The following is a 15371-nucleotide window of genomic DNA, read 5'->3' as shown; positions in this document are numbered from 1 at the left end:
TTTCTGCCACACCCAAAACTCCTAGCGACAAACCACACAATTTACTACGGCCAACGCGCTGGTGTGCAGTATGAACATCTCGTACGATGACAGACTCGAAGTGCTCGGACTCGCCACCGCGGCCTTCGTGGCGATTGTCGCGCTGGGCACGCTGGTCGGCCAACCCTGGGCAACCGCCGAGGGGACGGCCCCCGCTCTCGTCCAGACAGTCGGACTGCTCTTGTCGTTTCTGGTCGCCGCGGTCATCGTGCTCGTGACACAGGGCTACGACCTCGCTGACCTGCGCGCGATGCGCGAGTAATTACCGCTCGTCGTCAATCGGCAGTTCCGGTTCGTAACCGACAGCCTCAATTACTGCATCAAGTACGTGCTGCACGTTCTCGCCGGTTTCGAGACTCATTACAGAGTCAGCTTCAGCCGGAGCGTCGCCCTCGAAGCGGTCGCGCTTGTTCGCGACCGTCACGACCGGAACGTCGAACCGCTCGAGAATATCTGCTCGCAGTTGGAGTTGCGTCTCGAGTGGGTAACCGCTGTCCCCGGAGGGGTCCAGCACGACCAGCACCGCGTCAGCGGCGTGTTCGAGCGCGCTGACGGCCTGTGATTCGGAGGGGTTGCGCTGCTCTGCTGGGCGGTCCAGCAGGCCGGGCGTATCCACAATCTGATACTTGATGTGATTGGCTTCGACGTGGCCAATCTGAATCTCTGTCGTTGTGAACGGATAGGCGGCTTCCTCGTTGGTCGCTCGGGTCACGTCGTTGACGAACGATGACTTGCCGACGTTCGGCGAGCCAGCGACGACAATCGTCGGCTCGTCGGGGCGAATGTCCGGAAGGTCACGGAGTTTTTCGCGGGCGTCGGCAACGGCCAGCAGGTCGTCTTCGATTTCTTCGACCACGTCGGCGATGCGGGCGAAGGCCTGTTTGCGGAACTTCCGGGCCGTTTCGAGGTCACCCGAGAGGCGCGGTTCGTACTCGTATCTGATTTCGGTCGTCTTGTTGGCTGCCCAGCTCAGTTCGTTGAGATGCTGGCGCAGGTCGTCCGCACCGACAATAGCGTCCGCGAGTTCGTAATAGAACGGGTCGAGACGGTCGAAATCGGGCCAGTCGCCCACGACGTTTTGCAGGTTGTCAGAGACGATATTCGCTGCCGTCAGCAGCATCGACTGCTGGGCGTCGGTGCCGCGTTTGGCCCGACCCGAGCGAGACGCCCGCGAAAACGCCTTGTCCAGAAGCTCCTCGCTCCGGGGCGTCGTCGGTAACTGCTCGAATGGATGACTCATTGTCCACTTCTACCGGACGAGTACTGAAAAGACCGTCTGTTCGCCAAAGCGGTCCTGCGCGGCCGACAGAGTCGTCGGCACTCGACGATACTGTGCCGAAGTTCTCTAACACGTTAGTTGCTGTTCGCTGACATCGTACTAACTAGTTATGCACAGCGCAACTATGGACGGAGTAAGTATATAGAAACAAGATGACGACCGCTCAAGACGCAACTGTCCTCATTGTCGACGACGAGCAACCACTGCTTGACTCCTACGCAGCGATGCTCGGGATGCACTACGATGTAGACACCGCCGCGTCCGGCGACGCAGCGCTAGAGGCAGTCGACCACGAAACCGACGTGGTCTTGCTCGACCGGCGACTGCCAGAGTGGGAAGGAACAGAGATTCTGACAACGATTCGCGAGCGCGGCCTGGACTGTCAGGTGCTGTTCTGCTCTGCGGTCGTTCCAGATGTCGATATTCTCTCCGTCGAACCCGATGACTACCTCCACAAACCTGTTGGCATCGACGAACTGACCAACGCTATCGAGGCACAACTGGAGATGGCCGACAAAGCCGAAGCAGTCCGGGAATACGAGCGACTCGAACGTCTCAAAGAGATTTTACAGGAGACACAGTCACAGGCTCGACTCTCAGCTGCCGACGGATATCAGCAGTTGCTCGACCAGCTCGAGCAGCGTGCGCGGACCGTCGGACAACGCCGAGATAACGCCCCTACAGCCTGAGTTTACCGCCGGTCTGCGAGTTCCTCGCGCAGGTCTGCAAGCGTCATATCGTGCATCGAGAGCACTACCAGTAGGTGGTAGACGATGTCGGCAGCCTCGTGAGCCATCTCGTCGGTGTCGTCGTCTTTCGCGGCAAGCAGAAACTCAGTCGTCTCCTCGCCCAGTTTCTCCAGCGCAGCGTTCTGGCCTTTCTCGTGGGTGAACAGCGAGGCCGTGTAGGAGCCTTCTGGCAGGTTTTCCTTGCGGTCTTCGATCACGTCGAACAGTTCCTCGAGAATTTCGTCGGGAGTCGCCTCGGTCATACCGGTTGCTGGCCGGCAACAGTCTTCAGCGCGTCGGTACTGAGTCAGGCTTCGGCCAGGACAGACTCGAAAAACGCCAGGTCGTGCAGCCGGGAATCATCGGTCAGTTCCGGATGGAACGAGAGACCAATGACCGAGCCCTGCCTGACCGCAACCGGGTCGTCGTCCCACGACGCCAGCACCTCGACCCCCTCGCCAATCTCGTCGATGACCGGCGCGCGGATGAACACCGCCGGGAATGGGTCGTCGAGTCCAGTCACCCCCAGCGGCGCCTCGAAACTGTCCCGTTGTCGGCCGAAGGCGTTTCGCTTGACAGTCACATCCAGCAGGTCGAGCGTGTCGACGCGGTCGTCGTGAGCGTCGGTGCTGACGAGAATCAGCCCGGCACAGGTCGCGAGAATGGGTTTGTCGGCCTCGGCGTGCGCCTGAATTTCTGCGGCGATTCCCTCGCGGTGGACCAGCCGCGAGATAGTCGTCGACTCTCCGCCGGGGAGGAGAAGCACGTCACACTCGGGGACCGCTCCGGCATGGCGAATCTCGACAACTTCGGCTGTCTCGCCGTGTGCCTCAGCAGCCTGCCGGATTGCCGCGGCGTGTTCGCTCACGTCTCCCTGCACTGCGACGACGCCCGCTCGAACCGTCATAGCTCCCGGTAGGTGACCGACGAGAAAAAGAATCCCGGTCTTGGCTCCAGACTGGACGAGCGTCCGAAACAGACGGTCGTCAGAGTTAACATCGTTCGGCAGGTAGCAGTCCGTATGAGCACGACCGACGACACCCCCCAGCAATCCACTATCTCGGTCAGCGAAACCGCTGCCGAGGAGGCGATCGCGCTGCTCGAACGCGAGAGTATGGATACCGACGTGTCCGGCCTTCGGCTGTACGTCCAACAAGGCGGCTGTGCCGGACTCTCGTACGGCATGCGTTTCGACAATGAACCCGAAGAAGACGACACTATCTACGAACACCACGGCCTGCGCGTGTTCGTCGACCCCGCCAGCATGAGCTACATCGAGGGCTCCAAACTCGACTACGAGGGCGGACTACAGGGCGAAGGGTTCCACGTCGAAAATCCAAACGTCGTCAGTGAATGTGGCTGTGGCGAGAGTTTCCGAACCTAGTCTTCGAGCTCGAAGGCAACCTCGACTTCTGCTTGATACTCTCGGCCGTCGACACCCGCCAGTTCGACGCCCATCTCCTCAACTTCGGCCCAGTGAACCTTGTCGAGGGTGTCGTGGGCCCGGTCAATTGCATTGTCGACAGCGTGGTCGAACGATTCTGCACTCGATCCGATCAGTGTGACTTTCTTGAATACCATTTGTGAGTCCCCCGTGGTGCACGGTCGGTCCGTGCGTACAGGTACCATGACAGAGTAAGACAAAGTAGGTTATGGTCGGCCACGCGACTCCGGGCACTCCCACAAGGCTATGTATATCGAAAGCGAAGAGTAGCGCAGATGGCAGATTCGGACCCAGTCGTGTTGATCGTCGAAGACGAGCCAGACGTGGCAGAAACCTACCGCCTGTGGTTAACGGACAGTTACACTGTCGAGACAGCGCGAAACGGTGACGAAGGAATCGAGAAGCTTGACGGGTCCGTCGACGTTGTACTGCTCGACCGGATGATGCCCGGGCTCTCGGGTGACGAGGTACTCGAACACATCCGCCGAGAAGAGATTGACTGCCGGGTGGCGATGGTCACCGCCGTCGAGCCGGATTTCGATATCCTCGAAATGGGATTCGACGCCTATCTCTCCAAACCCGTCAAAAGCGACGAACTCGAACAGACGGTCGCGAATCTGCTCGAACGGTCGACCTACGACACACTCTTGCAGGAGTACTACGCGCTGGTCGAGAAACGAGCCACACTCGAAGCGACCAAAAACGCCAGCGAACTGTCTGACCACGACGAGTACGAGCGACTGAAAACGCGACTGGACGAACTGCGCGACGAACTCTCAGACACCTTGGGGGGTATCGAGAACGACGACGATTTCGTCGCCACGCTCCGCAACATCGACGAGAACTAATGTACGACCTGTCTGGGGTCTTCGGACTGGACGCACTCACTGGACTTGCCCCCGGAGCGACCGTTCTGGTCGCAGATACCGACGGTACGGACACGACGACGTGGCTCTACGACGCGCTGCAGCAGGGACTACAGGCTGGTGAGGGCGCGGTGGTTGTCTCGACTGATGAGCCAGCCGACGCGGTCCTCGACCGACTCGACGGTGCCCGAGACGAACCACAGTCAGTCTGTGTGGTCGAGTGCCAGGGAACGGAGCGGTCCAGTCGGATGCGCAGCGACGGCGTGTTCGTCTACAGCGTCCCCTCACCGGACGACCTCACTGGGATTGGACTTGGACTGACAGCCTGTTTCGACCGGCTCGAGGCCGCCGGCTACGAGAGTGGTCGGATCGGATTCGTCTCGCTGTCGTCGATTCTCGGGGCGACCGGCGACCAGGCGACGTTCAAGTTCGCACACGTTGTCTCGTCGCGACTCGGCTCGGCTGGCTATCTCGGACTCTTCGGACTGGCACAGCCACACGGCCTCGAATCGCGGCGGATATTGAGCGAAGCCGCCGAGTGGACGGTCGAACTCAAGAGCACGCCGACGGGCACTGCTGGACGGATATGGCAACAGCAGACCGAGAGTGAGTGGTACCCGCTCGCGGGCTCAGATCGGTAGGTCGCGGTCGCGGGTGAACTGTTGCAGTCGGTCCAGCCCTGCGCGAGCAAAGCGGTCGATTGGCCGCCGGAGGCGTCGCCCGAGCGACCCAATTCTCCCGTCGAGATTCGTCGGGTCGGTCAGCCACGCTGCCGCGACAACACAGAAGACCGCCAGTCCAGTGCCAGCAATCACGTCGGTCAGCCAGTGGATGCCGAGATACATCGTCGAGATGACGACTGACCCCGCCACGAGCGATGAGAGCGGCAGCCACGCGGGATACTCGTCACGGGTTCGGTAGGCGAGCATAGCAACTGTCACCGCGAGCGAGGTGTGCAGCGACGGGAAGACGTTGACATTGGAGTTGATTTCGGTGGTGAGCAGATTCGACTCCGGCCAGTGGACGTACAGAAGCTGGTCAACCAGGTCTGGCATCACGTTGCGCGGCCCGTACGCAATGAAAAGAACGTAACAGCCAACGCCGATGATGTAGTTGAGCGCGTAGGCGATAATCGCCATCCGGAACGGCCGGTCATCCTCCAGGACCAGGTAGGCCACCACCGGAAACAACAGGAGAAAAATATAGCCGTAGATGTAGGTGTACGAAAAGTACACCGTCGCGGCGGGAGTCGCGTAGCTCTGGAGGACGGCGACAAACTCTCCTTCGAGGCTGAAGATTTCGTTGGTAATCTGCCAGTTGAGCAGCCACGACAGCGCCGGCCCGACCGACCGCAACACCGAGTTCACCGCGAAGACGCCGAGCAACAACAGCACGTACGGAAAGATGTACAGAAACCGGTCGCGGGCGCGGTCACGGAACGCCCAGACACGGTCGAGGCCGACGATAGTGACGACTCCCGCGACGACCAGCGCCGTCACGACAACGCTAATTTCGGGGAGGAGTGGAATCATCTGATGATCAGTGTGTCGTTCTCGTCGAACTCGAAGCCACGCTCGCGAAACGCCGCCCGCGCCGTCTCGACGTCGAGTTCACCATCTGTGCCCATAAAGGGAACCACCGGGTCTTCCGGGCCAAAGGCGAGGCTGTCGGGATTCCACCGTGTCTTGCTGAATGGATTGGCGGCCGGGCTGCCGTACCCCTCGAAGATCTCGTCGGCGACGTACTGTTTGTCGACCAGTCGTGCCACCAGTCGGCGGAAGTACGGGTTACTGAACGGTGTCGTCCCGGTGTTGAATCCAATCTGGTACGGCGAGTGTGAGCGCTCGGTAAACTGCGAGACGCCGGACGCGTCGACGATCCGCCTGATGACCGGTTCCCGGGGGTCGACACTCGTCGCCGTCGCGTCGACATCGCCCTGTGCGACCTGGTTGACTGCCGTCTCGTTGGAGGGCAACATGATAAGCTGGAGGCGGTCGAACGCAGGCTGGCCCGCAAAGGCCGCTGGAATTTCCTCGAAGAGGCCGGCCCCACGCTGGAGGAAGTGGTCTTCGAACGGTCTGAGCACCACTTCCTCCCCGCTGGAGACGCTCTCGACGACCAGGGGCCCGCTGCCGACGGCGTCAGTGTTAGCATAGATGATGGCGTTGGTAATGTTGTTCGAGCCCTCGATACCCTGGATATCTGCCGGGTCGCTCAGCTCTCGCCAGATGTGCTCGGGGAACAGCGGGACGGTCAGTGCCTGTTTGGCGACTTCCTGACTCGTGTCCGGAATAGTGAGTTCGACCGTCGTGTCGTCGACAGCGTGGGCGTCGGAAACGAGTCTGCTCCAGGCCTGAAACCGCGGTGCCGGAACAGTCTGGGTGATTTTGCCCAGCGAGGTGTCTGCGAGAAATCGGTAGGTGAACGCGGCGTCGTTGGCGGTCAGCGAGGTGCCGTCGTGCCAGCGGAGTCCCGGTCGCAGCGAGACCCGAAGCGTGTTCGAGTCTCGGAACTCGTAGTCGGCGGCCAGCCACGGGATGAGTTCGCCGTCGATGCGACGAACGAGCGGGTCGTACAGCAGGTCGGTCACTGGGTTCATCTGGCGGTATTCAACCGAAAGTGGGTTGAGATTCTGCGACATCCGCGAGTCGGCAACAGCGAGCTTGAGCGGGAGCTGGTCAGTCTGTGAGACCGCCGGTGCCCGGTCGAGTGTGAGATACGACAGGGGGTCTTGCAGTTCGTGGCGTTCCCAGCCGCGGAAGTTGTCAGTCCGGGCTGCCCGAATCTCGTCGGGAAAGGCCACGGTGGTAAACGGCTGTGTCTGGCAGACGTGGTCGAGCGTCTCTGCAACGACCTGGCGGCGCTGGTCGCCGCTTTCGGCGCGCTGGCGGGCGAGCAACTCGTCGAGCCCAATATCAGCGTAATGGTAGGGGTTTTGCCAGCCCGGTTCACTCGCGTACACCGAGTGCAGCAGTGCGGACAGCGCCTGCGGGTCCTCCATCGGTGGCATCTGCGCGACGAACAGCTCGAAGTTACCGTTCAAGAGGACTTCGCGGTAGAGTTCAGTTTCAGGGAGGACGTTCAGGGTCGCATTGACACCAACAGCTTCGAGATTCTCGACGAGGTGGCGGGCAAGCAGCGTCGCCATCCGGTCAGCGTCTGCTGGCGGTGCGGTGACCGACAGCGACACCGCTGACGGCGAGTCGCGGTTGAGAATGCTTCTGATGCGCTGGACACAGCCGCTGGTCGAGCCCAGCGAGAGCGCGGCCGCACCCCCAAGCAACTGCCGTCTTGTAATTTTGGGACCGTCATCTTGCGTTGTTCCCATCGTCTATGTATTTATAATTGATTCGCTGTCGCGTACATAAGGCCACTGATTAGTTTCTGGCTGGCAAACAGGTCTGCTCGACAGTTAACTGTCCGTGGGACGATGCGGTAGTAAGTCTGAATTCATGAGCAAACAGGAGGTGTCGGCCGACGCCGAGCAGAGTGGAGCACTCGGGACCGTCCGGCGATTTCTCGCGCTTGAGCGGGATGTGTTGGTACTTTCGCTGGCGATGTTCGCGTTCAGCCTCGGCTTCCAGATGACCAGCCGATTTCTCCCGAAGTACATGGTAGAACTCGGCGCGACGGGTCTCGTCGTTGGCCTGTTCGGCACGTTCGGCAACATCATCTCCGCAGTGTATCCCTATCCGGGCGGGGCCGTCTCTGACAAACTCGGCTCGCGGTCCGCACTGACGGCCTTCGGGCTGATTTCGACGCTTGGCTTTCTCGTCTGGCTGGTCGCTCCAAGCCTCGGCGCAGTGAGTCTTCTCGGAGTGACAACCGAGCCATGGCTCTGGATTTTCGTCGGTCTTGTACTCGCACAGGCCTGGAAATCATTCGGACTGGGTGCGACCTTTGCCGTGGTGAAACAGGCCACCGACCCCTCGCGGCTGGCCGCCGGCTTCGCGAGTACCGAGACGGTCCGCCGGACAGCGTTTCTCATCGGGCCGGTCCTTGCGGCGCTGTTGCTGGGTTTGCATATGGAGTTCACTGTGAGCTTTCGGTACGTACTGGCGGTTGCGGTACTGTTCGGCGCACTCGGGACGCTTGCACAACATCTCCTGTACGACGCAAGCGACGACACGTTCGGTGACTCCTTCGCAGGCGTGGCACAGATTCGTCAAGACGTGCGGGAGATGCCTGACTCCCTCCGTCCGCTGCTTGTCGGGGATACACTCGTCCGGTTTGCCAACGGGATGGTCTACGTCTTTTTCGTGCTGGTCGTCACCGACGTGTTCCAGGTCGGACTGGAGACGAGGGTCGCCCTCGGTGGATTTGCCTACGACCTCGCGCTGTCGCCGCAGGCGTTTTTCGGGTATCTGCTGGGCGTAGAGATGCTGGTCGCGCTGTTGATTATGGCTCCGGCAGCGAAGGCCGCCGAGCGTGTTGGGCTGAAGCCCGTCGTTGCCGTGGGTTTCGCCGTCTACGCAGTCTTCCCGGTCGTGTTGATATTTGCACCGCGGCTGGCTGGGTCCGCGTTGCCACTGTCGGCCGTGCTGGTCGCCGTCTTCGCCTTCTCAGGGCTCCGGTTCGCAGGCCTGCCCTCGCACAAAGCGTTGATCGTCGGCCCGGCCGAGCAGGGGGCCGGCGGGCGCGTCACCGGCACCTACTATCTGCTCAGAAATGTGGCCGTGATTCCGAGCGCGGCCGTCGGCGGCTACCTGTGGGATTTCGTTAGCCCGGCGGCCGCGTTCAGTCTTGCGGCAGCCATCGGACTCCTCGGAACCGGTCACTTCCTCGTCTTCGGCGAAGAATTCACGGCCTACAGCTAACTACTCCAGCGCGGCCAGCGAGACGGTAGTCGCGTCGATGAGCGGGAGCATCTGATCACTCACCAACACCGGCCAGCAGGCGGTCGAGGACTGCGTCGACATCGTCGCGGACAGGGTCGGCCACGGGCGTATCGAGTGCGTCGGCGTAGGTTTCGAGATGTTCGTTGGCCGTCTCGCGGTCGTACTCGGCCGTGTTGAGTAAACCCGCCTCGACAGTTGCACCCGAAATCGGGGCCGCCATCGACTCGTAGAGGTCAGCGTAATCCGCGGTGTCGGGCAGGCGGAAGCTATCGTAGCCGCCGACGCGCTCGCGCCCGGCGACGTGACAGAGCACCAGCGAGTCAGGCTGTGCGCCGTGGAGAATTGCGGTCGTCACGCCAGAGTATGCTGGGTGTGCGAGCGCGCCCTGCCCCTCGACAAACAGCAGGTCGTGGTCGCCAGCCTGCTCGACGATGTGCTCGGTCGCGCCGGCGGCGAAGTCCGAAATAACGCGGTCGATAGCGATACCCCAGCCAGCGATCATGATGCCAGTCTGGCCCGTCGGGACGACTTCGGCGTCGATACCACGCTCGCGGGCTGCGTCGCGTAGCTCGAAGGAGCCAGTCATCTTCCCAGAGGAGCAGTCCGTCCCAACCGTCAGGACGACGTGGGCGTCCACCTCGCCGGCAGTGCCGTTCGCAACGGTCAGGTCGTCGGGTGGCTGGCGCACGTCCCGGAGTTCGGCGTCGTGCTGGGCCGCGAGGCGAGCAAACTCCTCGTCGTCGGCCAGTGGGTCGTGCAGGCCAGCAATTACGTCACAACCCCGTCGGAGTGCCGCTGTCACGTCGGGCCGCCAGCCCTTCTCGAAGCCGCCGCCGATGGGCGCAATCCCGATCACGAGTGCGTCGCAGTCGGGCACGTCCGCGAAGCTAGAGACGATGGGTGCGTCCTGCACGTCGGGGAGATGGTCGCTGACGCGGTCGCCGGCACGGTCGCGGTCCAGCACTGCAACGGCGTCGTGGTCGCTGTACCGGAGGACACCGACGGCTGTCTTGGCGTCGTCGGGAAAGTTACCGTGGGCGAGCAGGGCAATCCGCATATCTCTAAAGGCGAGAGGGGGGCCTGTAAAGGTGGGTGTAAGGGAGTGCGAGGTCGACCAGCGGGAGACCTCGGATAGGTGAGCGGGGAGCGAATGCGACCCGCGAGCCCGAACGCCAGTGAGGATCTCCTTAATTGCGAACGGGGAGTGCAGCGACCCGTGAGCAGCGAGGTCGACTGGAAGGAGACCTCGAATAGGCGAGCGGCAAGCGGAGCGCGCCGCGAGGCCTCCCTACGGTCGGCCTCGCTCACAGCGTCCGCAACTGCACGCTCCAGAACTGCTCGGCAGCCTCACCGAGTGCCTCCTCGGGGTCGCCCGTCGCGTCGACAGCTTTGGTCACGGTTGCGAGGTCGTCCACCTCACCGAGCACCGAACGCTCGCCAACGAGATAGAGTCGGTCGGCCTCGCGTTCCGCCAGCGCGGCCCGACAGCGCTCAAGGTGGCTGTCGATCTGTTCGTCACGGAGTCGCTCGAAGCGACCCTGTGAGAACCCACCTTTGGAGTGTTGGCTCTTGAGCGCGCTGTCGAAGCCGTGAAAGCCGGTTCGCTCGTCGCCGTCGTAGGTCCCCATCGCGAACAGGTCCGAGCGCACGAGCGCGAGCGTGTACTGGCCGTGGGGCTGGAACCACTCGCGGTCGATTCGGAACTCCTCGCCCCACTCGACGAATGGCTCGGGGGCAACCGGCGGGCGGAGACAGGCACCGACGAGGTCGGCGTCGTCGGCGACAACGAGACACGGGGCCGCCCGGGCGACCAGCGGCGCACGGTCGCCAAACTGCTCACGGACCTCCGGCGGAAGGTCGTGTTCGTCCGGCACGTAGGCCGTCAGTGCGCCCTCGGCGCCGGTCTGGACGGAGTCGAGACGGTCGAGAATCTCCGTCAATTGCCGACCGCGAAGGCGTGCCTCGTTGCGGTACTCGGCGCTGTGGGTTTCGTCTTCCAGCCGGTCGACGCGGTCCTGGAGTTCGGTGACGCGGTCGTCGAGTTTGTTCGCGCGGCGCTGGGCCTGCTGGCGGTCCGTGACGGCGTCGGCGCGGCGCTGCTGCTCGGCGTCGAGTTGGGCCTGCAGGTCCTCGGCTTCGGCTTCGAGTTCCGCAATACGTTCTTTGAGTTCGGTACGGCCGAGCAGGTCGTCAAGCATCGTCAGGGCGGTTGGTTGGAAGCTATTAAAATCCCGCGACCAAGCCGGTTCGTGATAGTTGAGTAACACCCTCCGAGCGATTTTTTACCGTCAAACAGTAAGTTCAGCATGTATGGGGTTCGGGAGTTACGACGAATCCGAACAGGAGAATCAGGATTACGACACAGAGTTTGAAGACGACGACGGAGTCACTACGACCGAGAGTGACCACGACGGCGATGTCGAGTTCGAGTTCACCGCCTCGAACGACGAACTACTGGACCGCCTCGAAGACATCAAAGAAGAGACGTGAAACCGGGCGCTCGCGCGCTCGGTATCGCCGAGTCGTATCGCGGCGAGTCGAGTACCCTCGCCGGTGTTGTCTGCCGTGCCAGTCGGGTCATCGACGGCTTCGTTTTTGAGTCCTGTACGGTCGGCGGCACTGACGCCACAGCCGCGTGTATCGAACTGATTGACCGCCTCGGCCGCGAGGACATTCGCTACGTGCTGCTCGCCGGTATCGCGCCCGCGTGGTACAACATCCTCGACCTCTCGACAATCCACGAGGCCGCCGACAGGCCGGTGCTGTCGGTGTCCTTCGAGGAGAGTTCGGGGCTGGCGTCGGCTATTGAGTCCGAGTTCGAGGGTGCGGCTGCGGAGCAGCGATTGTCGACCTACCGCAACCTGCCGGAGCGAACTGCCGTGAGTGTTGGCGACGAGCAGCTGTGGGTTCGGAGTGTCGGTATCGACGACGAAAGCGCCGCTGCGGTCGTGCGAGCGTTCACCCCCGAGGGTGGGCGGCCCGAGCCGTTGCGGGTCGCCAGACAGGCGGCCCGTGCCGGAGATGAGTATCTGGAGTCTGTGGAGTGAGTACAGGAGTTTGTGCGTTAGTTTACTGTTGAGCGATAACGGAGTTGAAGAACCAGAAAGCCCCGGGACTCTCGGCTCGGGGGGCTTGCTGTCGTTCGAGAGAGCGAAGCTCTCTCGTGATGACGAAAGAGCCGACAGCTCTTTCGAACCACGCTCCGGTAGGTGCTTGCTACGCCCGCCTTCGCCGAGAGTCCCGCCCCTTTCAGTCCCACCCGCGGTGGCCTGTGACACATGCAATAGGGTGGGACTGAAAGGGGCCGGTCGCTTGGTCCGGCCCGGCTGAAGCAAGCACCCACTGGAGCGCAGCGAAGCCCGGACGGTCAAGCGACCGGGGGCTTTCTGGTTGTTGCTCCCGAGCCAGCCGTCAACTCCAACACAGAACCCACTCGGTTCGACCGGGTGACCTTTAAGAATGACAGTCCTAGCAGGGGTATGGAAATCGTCCCGGACACGAGTGTTATCATCGACGGCCGGGTCTCCGAGCGCGTCGATGCCGGCGAGTTCGCCGATGCGACTGTCGCCATCCCAGAGGCGGTCGTCGGGGAACTCGAATCGCAGGCAAACGACGGTCGCGAGACAGGGTGGGAGGGTCTCGAAGAGCTCCAGCGACTAATTGACCTCGACGAGGCCGGCGAAATCGTCGTCGAATACGTTGGTCGCCGCCCCGACGCGGGCGAACGCCACGGCGCAGCGGAAGGCGACATCGACGCCCTCATCCGCGATATTGCCGCCGAGCGCGGCGCAACGCTGGTCACCAGCGACGCCGTGCAGGCAGAGGTTGCCCGGTCGACTGGCGTCGACGTGACTGAGTTCGAGCCTGAGACTGTCAGCTACGACGAACTCGACATCGAACAGTACTTCGACGAGTCGACGATGAGCGTTCACCTGAAAGTCGGTGTCGAGCCGATGGCCAAACGCGGCACGATCGGCGAGATGGTCTACGAAGCCGTCGACGACCGCGTGTTGACTGAAGAAGACCTGCGTAGCTTCGCTGCCGACATCGAGGAGGCAACCCACGCCAACCCCGACGGGTTCGTCGAGCTGTCTGAACCCGGCATGACAATCGTTCAGTACGGGTCGTTCCGGATCGCAATGGCCCGACCACCATTCAGCGACGCACTGGAAATCACCGCAGTCAGACCGATTGTCAAGACCGATATCGAGGATTACGAGTACGCCGACGAACTCAAAGACCGACTGCTCGAACGACAGCGCGGCGTCCTGATTTCAGGTGCGCCCGGCGCAGGAAAGTCGACGTTCGCACAGGCAGTTGGGGAGTTCCTCAGCGATGCCGACTTCGCGGTGAAGACAATGGAGAAACCCCGCGACCTACAGGTCGGCCCCGACATCACCCAGTACACGGCGCTGGACGGCCAGATGTCCAAGACCGCGGATTCACTGCTGATGGTTCGACCGGATTACACCATCTACGACGAGGTGCGAAAGACCAGCGACTTCGAGGTCTTCTCCGATATGCGACTGGCCGGCGTCGGGATGATTGGTGTTGTCCACGCGACGCGAGCAATCGACGCCCTCCAGCGACTCATCGGCCGGGTCGAACTCGGTTTGATTCCGCAGGTCGTCGATACAGTCGTCTACATCGAGGCTGGTGAAATCGAGAAAGTCTACGACGTGTCGACGACGGTCAAGGTGCCAGAGGGACTGATGGAAGAAGACCTTGCTCGGCCGGTCATTATGATCAAAGACTTCGAGACCGGCGAGCCAGAGTACGAAATCTACACCTTCAACCGGCAGGTCGTCACCGTCCCCATCGGCGAAGACGAGGACACCGACTCCGGCGTCGACCAGATTGCCAAGCAGGAAATCGAACGGGAAATCCGCGCAATTGCACACGGTCACGTCGAGGTCGATTTGCGAGGTGGGAACACCGCGGTCGTCTGGGTCGAGGAGCGAGATATCTCCTCGGTCATCGGGAAGGGCGGCGGTCGGATTTCCGAAGTCGAGAAGCGACTCGGAATCGATATCGACGTGCGGACCTTCGACGAAAAACCCGACTCGGGCGGCGACAGCGGCGGCGAGAGTGTTGGTCCCGGTGGCGATGGAATGACCGTCCAGCCGGAAGTGACCAGCCGCCACGTTATCGTCCCGATGGACGGACATAGCGGCGAGACAGTCGAAGTGCAGGCCAACGGCGAGTACCTGTTCACGGCAACAGTATCCCGAGGTGGCGAGATACAGGTCTCACGAGGCAGCGCAATCGCCGAAGAACTCGAGTCGGCAATCGACCACGGAAAGACAATTACCGTCGTTCCGTCGTAATTAGTCGGAGACAGCGGCTTCGGTTTCGGCTTCGGGTTCGTCGGTGATCTCGTAGAGATTCTGTCGAGCGTCGGCAAAGTAGACATCCTCTTCGATGACACCGATGGTATCGAGCCGTTCGAGCGCGTAGCGAACTGTGCGAGCGGAGAGCATCGACTCCTGCACGATTCCTTTCTGGGTGAGCGGGCCGTTGTATTCGAGCACCTTGTAGACGAGCTTCGCACTCGGAGGTAGATCCGCGATCCCCTCCTCGTCGGATTCTGTCATCGGGTCAGTGTAAAGTGCGCCGACTGTATAAAGATTGAGGGATTGGGAGGAACGTGACCCCATCTCGGCCGCTCTGTGCCCTTTCGGGGTCAGGTTCGAGCTGGGTTGAGCCGGGAATATGTCAGCTCTCTGCCGGCGACTCCGTGGGATCGTCCTCAGCGTCGGTTTCCTCAGAAAGCACCGCACCTTTCGGGAAAATGGCGTAGCCCAGTACCACCGTGACGATGGCCAACCCGAGATAGATGAGGCCGAGTGTCGCGTGGTCGTGGATCAGACCCGTAACGGTGATGACGAGCCCGGAGCCGAGCAGATAGAGTCCGTACAACAGCAGGGCGGTCCCGGCCGCGCCGCCGGGAGTGGCGACCTCCGAGTCAGGATTGCGGAGGGTGTCGTGGGCAGCCCAGCCAATCAGTAGTGCCGTCCCGACCCCGTTGGCCGCGATCGAGGGGAGGACATCAACCCCGCGGACGAGGTCAGCAACGAACAGCAGCACCGACCCGATGAAGATGAGGAGGCCGAGCAAGAACAGCCACGGCGAAGCGCCGTCCCAATTGTCGGTGTCGGACATACCGGAGAGTGCAGC

General features: G+C 61.9%; 19 protein-coding genes. 9 read left to right on the top strand and 10 right to left on the bottom strand.

The window, feature by feature from the left end:
• Positions 1-70 precede the first annotated feature (70 nt).
• Positions 71-301 (top strand): DUF8123 family protein, encoded by a 231-nt coding sequence (locus ACMGFM_RS13865; protein WP_436903254.1) that lies wholly within the window; start codon positions 71-73, stop codon positions 299-301.
• On the opposite strand, the gene ACMGFM_RS13860 is transcribed toward ACMGFM_RS13865, so the two are convergent.
• Positions 302-1279, bottom strand: a complete 978-nt coding sequence (locus tag ACMGFM_RS13860) for an NOG1 family protein (RefSeq protein ID WP_436903253.1) — start codon at positions 1277-1279, stop codon at positions 302-304.
• Between the two features lie 191 nt (positions 1280-1470).
• Between ACMGFM_RS13860 and ACMGFM_RS13855 the strand changes: the two genes are divergently transcribed.
• The gene (locus tag ACMGFM_RS13855) at positions 1471-2007 is read left to right on the top strand and encodes a response regulator (protein ID WP_436903251.1); all 537 of its coding nucleotides are present in this window, start codon (positions 1471-1473) and stop codon (positions 2005-2007) included.
• Positions 2008-2009: 2 nt separating this feature from the next.
• Here the strand turns inward: ACMGFM_RS13855 and hisE are convergent, their stop codons facing one another.
• Complete coding sequence (gene hisE, locus ACMGFM_RS13850; RefSeq protein ID WP_436903249.1) at positions 2010-2309, bottom strand: phosphoribosyl-ATP diphosphatase; 300 nt, start codon at positions 2307-2309, stop codon at positions 2010-2012.
• Between the two features lie 44 nt (positions 2310-2353).
• Positions 2354-2953 carry a pyridoxal 5'-phosphate synthase glutaminase subunit PdxT gene (pdxT, locus tag ACMGFM_RS13845; protein ID WP_436903247.1) on the bottom strand — a complete coding sequence of 200 codons (600 nt, stop codon included), beginning with the start codon at positions 2951-2953 and terminating at the stop codon, positions 2354-2356.
• 114 nt (positions 2954-3067) lie between these two features.
• Between pdxT and ACMGFM_RS13840 the strand changes: the two genes are divergently transcribed.
• Positions 3068-3430: a HesB/IscA family protein gene (locus ACMGFM_RS13840; RefSeq protein WP_436903245.1), complete on the top strand. Its 363-nt coding sequence runs from the start codon at positions 3068-3070 to the stop codon at positions 3428-3430.
• On the opposite strand, the gene ACMGFM_RS13835 is transcribed toward ACMGFM_RS13840, so the two are convergent.
• Entirely contained in the window at positions 3427-3627 is a 201-nt protein-coding gene (locus tag ACMGFM_RS13835; protein WP_436903243.1) for a dodecin, read from the bottom strand. The two genes, ACMGFM_RS13840 and ACMGFM_RS13835, sit on opposite strands and share 4 nt — an antisense overlap.
• A gap of 138 nt (positions 3628-3765) precedes the next feature.
• On the opposite strand from ACMGFM_RS13835, the gene ACMGFM_RS13830 reads away from it, so the two are divergent.
• Together ACMGFM_RS13830 and ACMGFM_RS13825 are read left to right on the top strand one after the other, a co-directional pair.
• Positions 3766-4338, top strand: coding sequence for a HalX domain-containing protein (locus tag ACMGFM_RS13830; protein ID WP_436903241.1), 573 nt, complete (start codon positions 3766-3768; stop codon positions 4336-4338).
• Complete coding sequence (locus tag ACMGFM_RS13825; protein WP_436903239.1) at positions 4338-4997, top strand: DUF7504 family protein; 660 nt, start codon at positions 4338-4340, stop codon at positions 4995-4997. Before ACMGFM_RS13830 ends, ACMGFM_RS13825 begins: the two co-directional genes overlap by 1 nt.
• On the opposite strand, the gene ACMGFM_RS13820 is transcribed toward ACMGFM_RS13825, so the two are convergent.
• Entirely contained in the window at positions 4986-5888 is a 903-nt protein-coding gene (locus ACMGFM_RS13820) for a phosphatase PAP2 family protein (RefSeq protein ID WP_436903237.1), read from the bottom strand. The two genes, ACMGFM_RS13825 and ACMGFM_RS13820, sit on opposite strands and share 12 nt — an antisense overlap.
• Entirely contained in the window at positions 5885-7684 is a 1800-nt protein-coding gene (locus ACMGFM_RS13815) for an ABC transporter substrate-binding protein (RefSeq protein WP_436903235.1), read from the bottom strand. The genes ACMGFM_RS13820 and ACMGFM_RS13815 overlap by 4 nt, the downstream gene beginning before the upstream one ends.
• 124 nt (positions 7685-7808) lie before the next feature.
• On the opposite strand from ACMGFM_RS13815, the gene ACMGFM_RS13810 reads away from it, so the two are divergent.
• Positions 7809-9173, top strand: a complete 1365-nt coding sequence (locus tag ACMGFM_RS13810) for an MFS transporter (RefSeq protein WP_436903233.1) — start codon at positions 7809-7811, stop codon at positions 9171-9173.
• A 55-nt stretch (positions 9174-9228) separates the two neighbouring features.
• Here the strand turns inward: ACMGFM_RS13810 and ACMGFM_RS13805 are convergent, their stop codons facing one another.
• Positions 9229-10251 carry an N-acetyltransferase DgcN family protein gene (locus ACMGFM_RS13805; RefSeq protein ID WP_436903232.1) on the bottom strand — a complete coding sequence of 341 codons (1023 nt, stop codon included), beginning with the start codon at positions 10249-10251 and terminating at the stop codon, positions 9229-9231.
• Between the two features lie 247 nt (positions 10252-10498).
• The gene (locus ACMGFM_RS13800) at positions 10499-11392 is read right to left on the bottom strand and encodes a Vms1/Ankzf1 family peptidyl-tRNA hydrolase (protein WP_436903231.1); all 894 of its coding nucleotides are present in this window, start codon (positions 11390-11392) and stop codon (positions 10499-10501) included.
• Positions 11393-11504: 112 nt separating this feature from the next.
• Here ACMGFM_RS13800 and ACMGFM_RS13795 point away from each other — a divergent pair, with 112 nt between their 5' ends.
• The 3 genes from ACMGFM_RS13795 to ACMGFM_RS13785 all read left to right on the top strand — a co-directional run bounded on the left by ACMGFM_RS13795 (position 11505) and on the right by ACMGFM_RS13785 (position 14521).
• Positions 11505-11684, top strand: coding sequence for a DUF5786 family protein (locus ACMGFM_RS13795; RefSeq protein WP_436903229.1), 180 nt, complete (start codon positions 11505-11507; stop codon positions 11682-11684).
• Complete coding sequence (locus ACMGFM_RS13790) at positions 11681-12241, top strand: endonuclease dU (protein WP_436903227.1); 561 nt, start codon at positions 11681-11683, stop codon at positions 12239-12241. Before ACMGFM_RS13795 ends, ACMGFM_RS13790 begins: the two co-directional genes overlap by 4 nt.
• Positions 12242-12673: 432 nt before the next feature.
• Complete coding sequence (locus tag ACMGFM_RS13785; RefSeq protein WP_436903226.1) at positions 12674-14521, top strand: PINc/VapC family ATPase; 1848 nt, start codon at positions 12674-12676, stop codon at positions 14519-14521.
• Here the strand turns inward: ACMGFM_RS13785 and ACMGFM_RS13780 are convergent, their stop codons facing one another.
• Positions 14522-14788, bottom strand: coding sequence for an ArsR family transcriptional regulator (locus tag ACMGFM_RS13780; protein ID WP_436903225.1), 267 nt, complete (start codon positions 14786-14788; stop codon positions 14522-14524).
• A gap of 121 nt (positions 14789-14909) precedes the next feature.
• Positions 14910-15356, bottom strand: a complete 447-nt coding sequence (locus ACMGFM_RS13775; protein ID WP_436903224.1) for a hypothetical protein — start codon at positions 15354-15356, stop codon at positions 14910-14912.
• Between the last annotated feature and the right edge of the window lie 15 nt (positions 15357-15371).

Origin of the sequence: Halovenus halobia, from assembly GCF_051414135.1 — an archaeon.
Classification (GTDB): domain Archaea; phylum Halobacteriota; class Halobacteria; order Halobacteriales; family Haloarculaceae; genus Halovenus; species Halovenus halobia.
This window is presented reverse-complemented; position numbering and strand designations above follow the sequence as displayed.

What these genes read in the sequence shown, in the direction of transcription:
- ACMGFM_RS13865 (WP_436903254.1), top strand. Translation starts at nt 71, where the DNA reads ATGAACATCTCGTACGATGACAGACTCGAAGTGCTCGGACTCGCCACC.
- ACMGFM_RS13860 (WP_436903253.1), bottom strand. Translation starts at nt 1,279, where the DNA reads ATGAGTCATCCATTCGAGCAGTTACCGACGACGCCCCGGAGCGAGGAG.
- ACMGFM_RS13855 (WP_436903251.1), top strand. Translation starts at nt 1,471, where the DNA reads ATGACGACCGCTCAAGACGCAACTGTCCTCATTGTCGACGACGAGCAA.
- hisE (WP_436903249.1), bottom strand. Translation starts at nt 2,309, where the DNA reads ATGACCGAGGCGACTCCCGACGAAATTCTCGAGGAACTGTTCGACGTG.
- pdxT (WP_436903247.1), bottom strand. Translation starts at nt 2,953, where the DNA reads ATGACGGTTCGAGCGGGCGTCGTCGCAGTGCAGGGAGACGTGAGCGAA.
- ACMGFM_RS13840 (WP_436903245.1), top strand. Translation starts at nt 3,068, where the DNA reads ATGAGCACGACCGACGACACCCCCCAGCAATCCACTATCTCGGTCAGC.
- ACMGFM_RS13835 (WP_436903243.1), bottom strand. Translation starts at nt 3,627, where the DNA reads ATGGTATTCAAGAAAGTCACACTGATCGGATCGAGTGCAGAATCGTTC.
- ACMGFM_RS13830 (WP_436903241.1), top strand. Translation starts at nt 3,766, where the DNA reads ATGGCAGATTCGGACCCAGTCGTGTTGATCGTCGAAGACGAGCCAGAC.
- ACMGFM_RS13825 (WP_436903239.1), top strand. Translation starts at nt 4,338, where the DNA reads ATGTACGACCTGTCTGGGGTCTTCGGACTGGACGCACTCACTGGACTT.
- ACMGFM_RS13820 (WP_436903237.1), bottom strand. Translation starts at nt 5,888, where the DNA reads ATGATTCCACTCCTCCCCGAAATTAGCGTTGTCGTGACGGCGCTGGTC.
- ACMGFM_RS13815 (WP_436903235.1), bottom strand. Translation starts at nt 7,684, where the DNA reads ATGGGAACAACGCAAGATGACGGTCCCAAAATTACAAGACGGCAGTTG.
- ACMGFM_RS13810 (WP_436903233.1), top strand. Translation starts at nt 7,809, where the DNA reads ATGAGCAAACAGGAGGTGTCGGCCGACGCCGAGCAGAGTGGAGCACTC.
- ACMGFM_RS13805 (WP_436903232.1), bottom strand. Translation starts at nt 10,251, where the DNA reads ATGCGGATTGCCCTGCTCGCCCACGGTAACTTTCCCGACGACGCCAAG.
- ACMGFM_RS13800 (WP_436903231.1), bottom strand. Translation starts at nt 11,392, where the DNA reads ATGCTTGACGACCTGCTCGGCCGTACCGAACTCAAAGAACGTATTGCG.
- ACMGFM_RS13795 (WP_436903229.1), top strand. Translation starts at nt 11,505, where the DNA reads ATGGGGTTCGGGAGTTACGACGAATCCGAACAGGAGAATCAGGATTAC.
- ACMGFM_RS13785 (WP_436903226.1), top strand. Translation starts at nt 12,674, where the DNA reads ATGGAAATCGTCCCGGACACGAGTGTTATCATCGACGGCCGGGTCTCC.
- ACMGFM_RS13780 (WP_436903225.1), bottom strand. Translation starts at nt 14,788, where the DNA reads ATGACAGAATCCGACGAGGAGGGGATCGCGGATCTACCTCCGAGTGCG.
- ACMGFM_RS13775 (WP_436903224.1), bottom strand. Translation starts at nt 15,356, where the DNA reads ATGTCCGACACCGACAATTGGGACGGCGCTTCGCCGTGGCTGTTCTTG.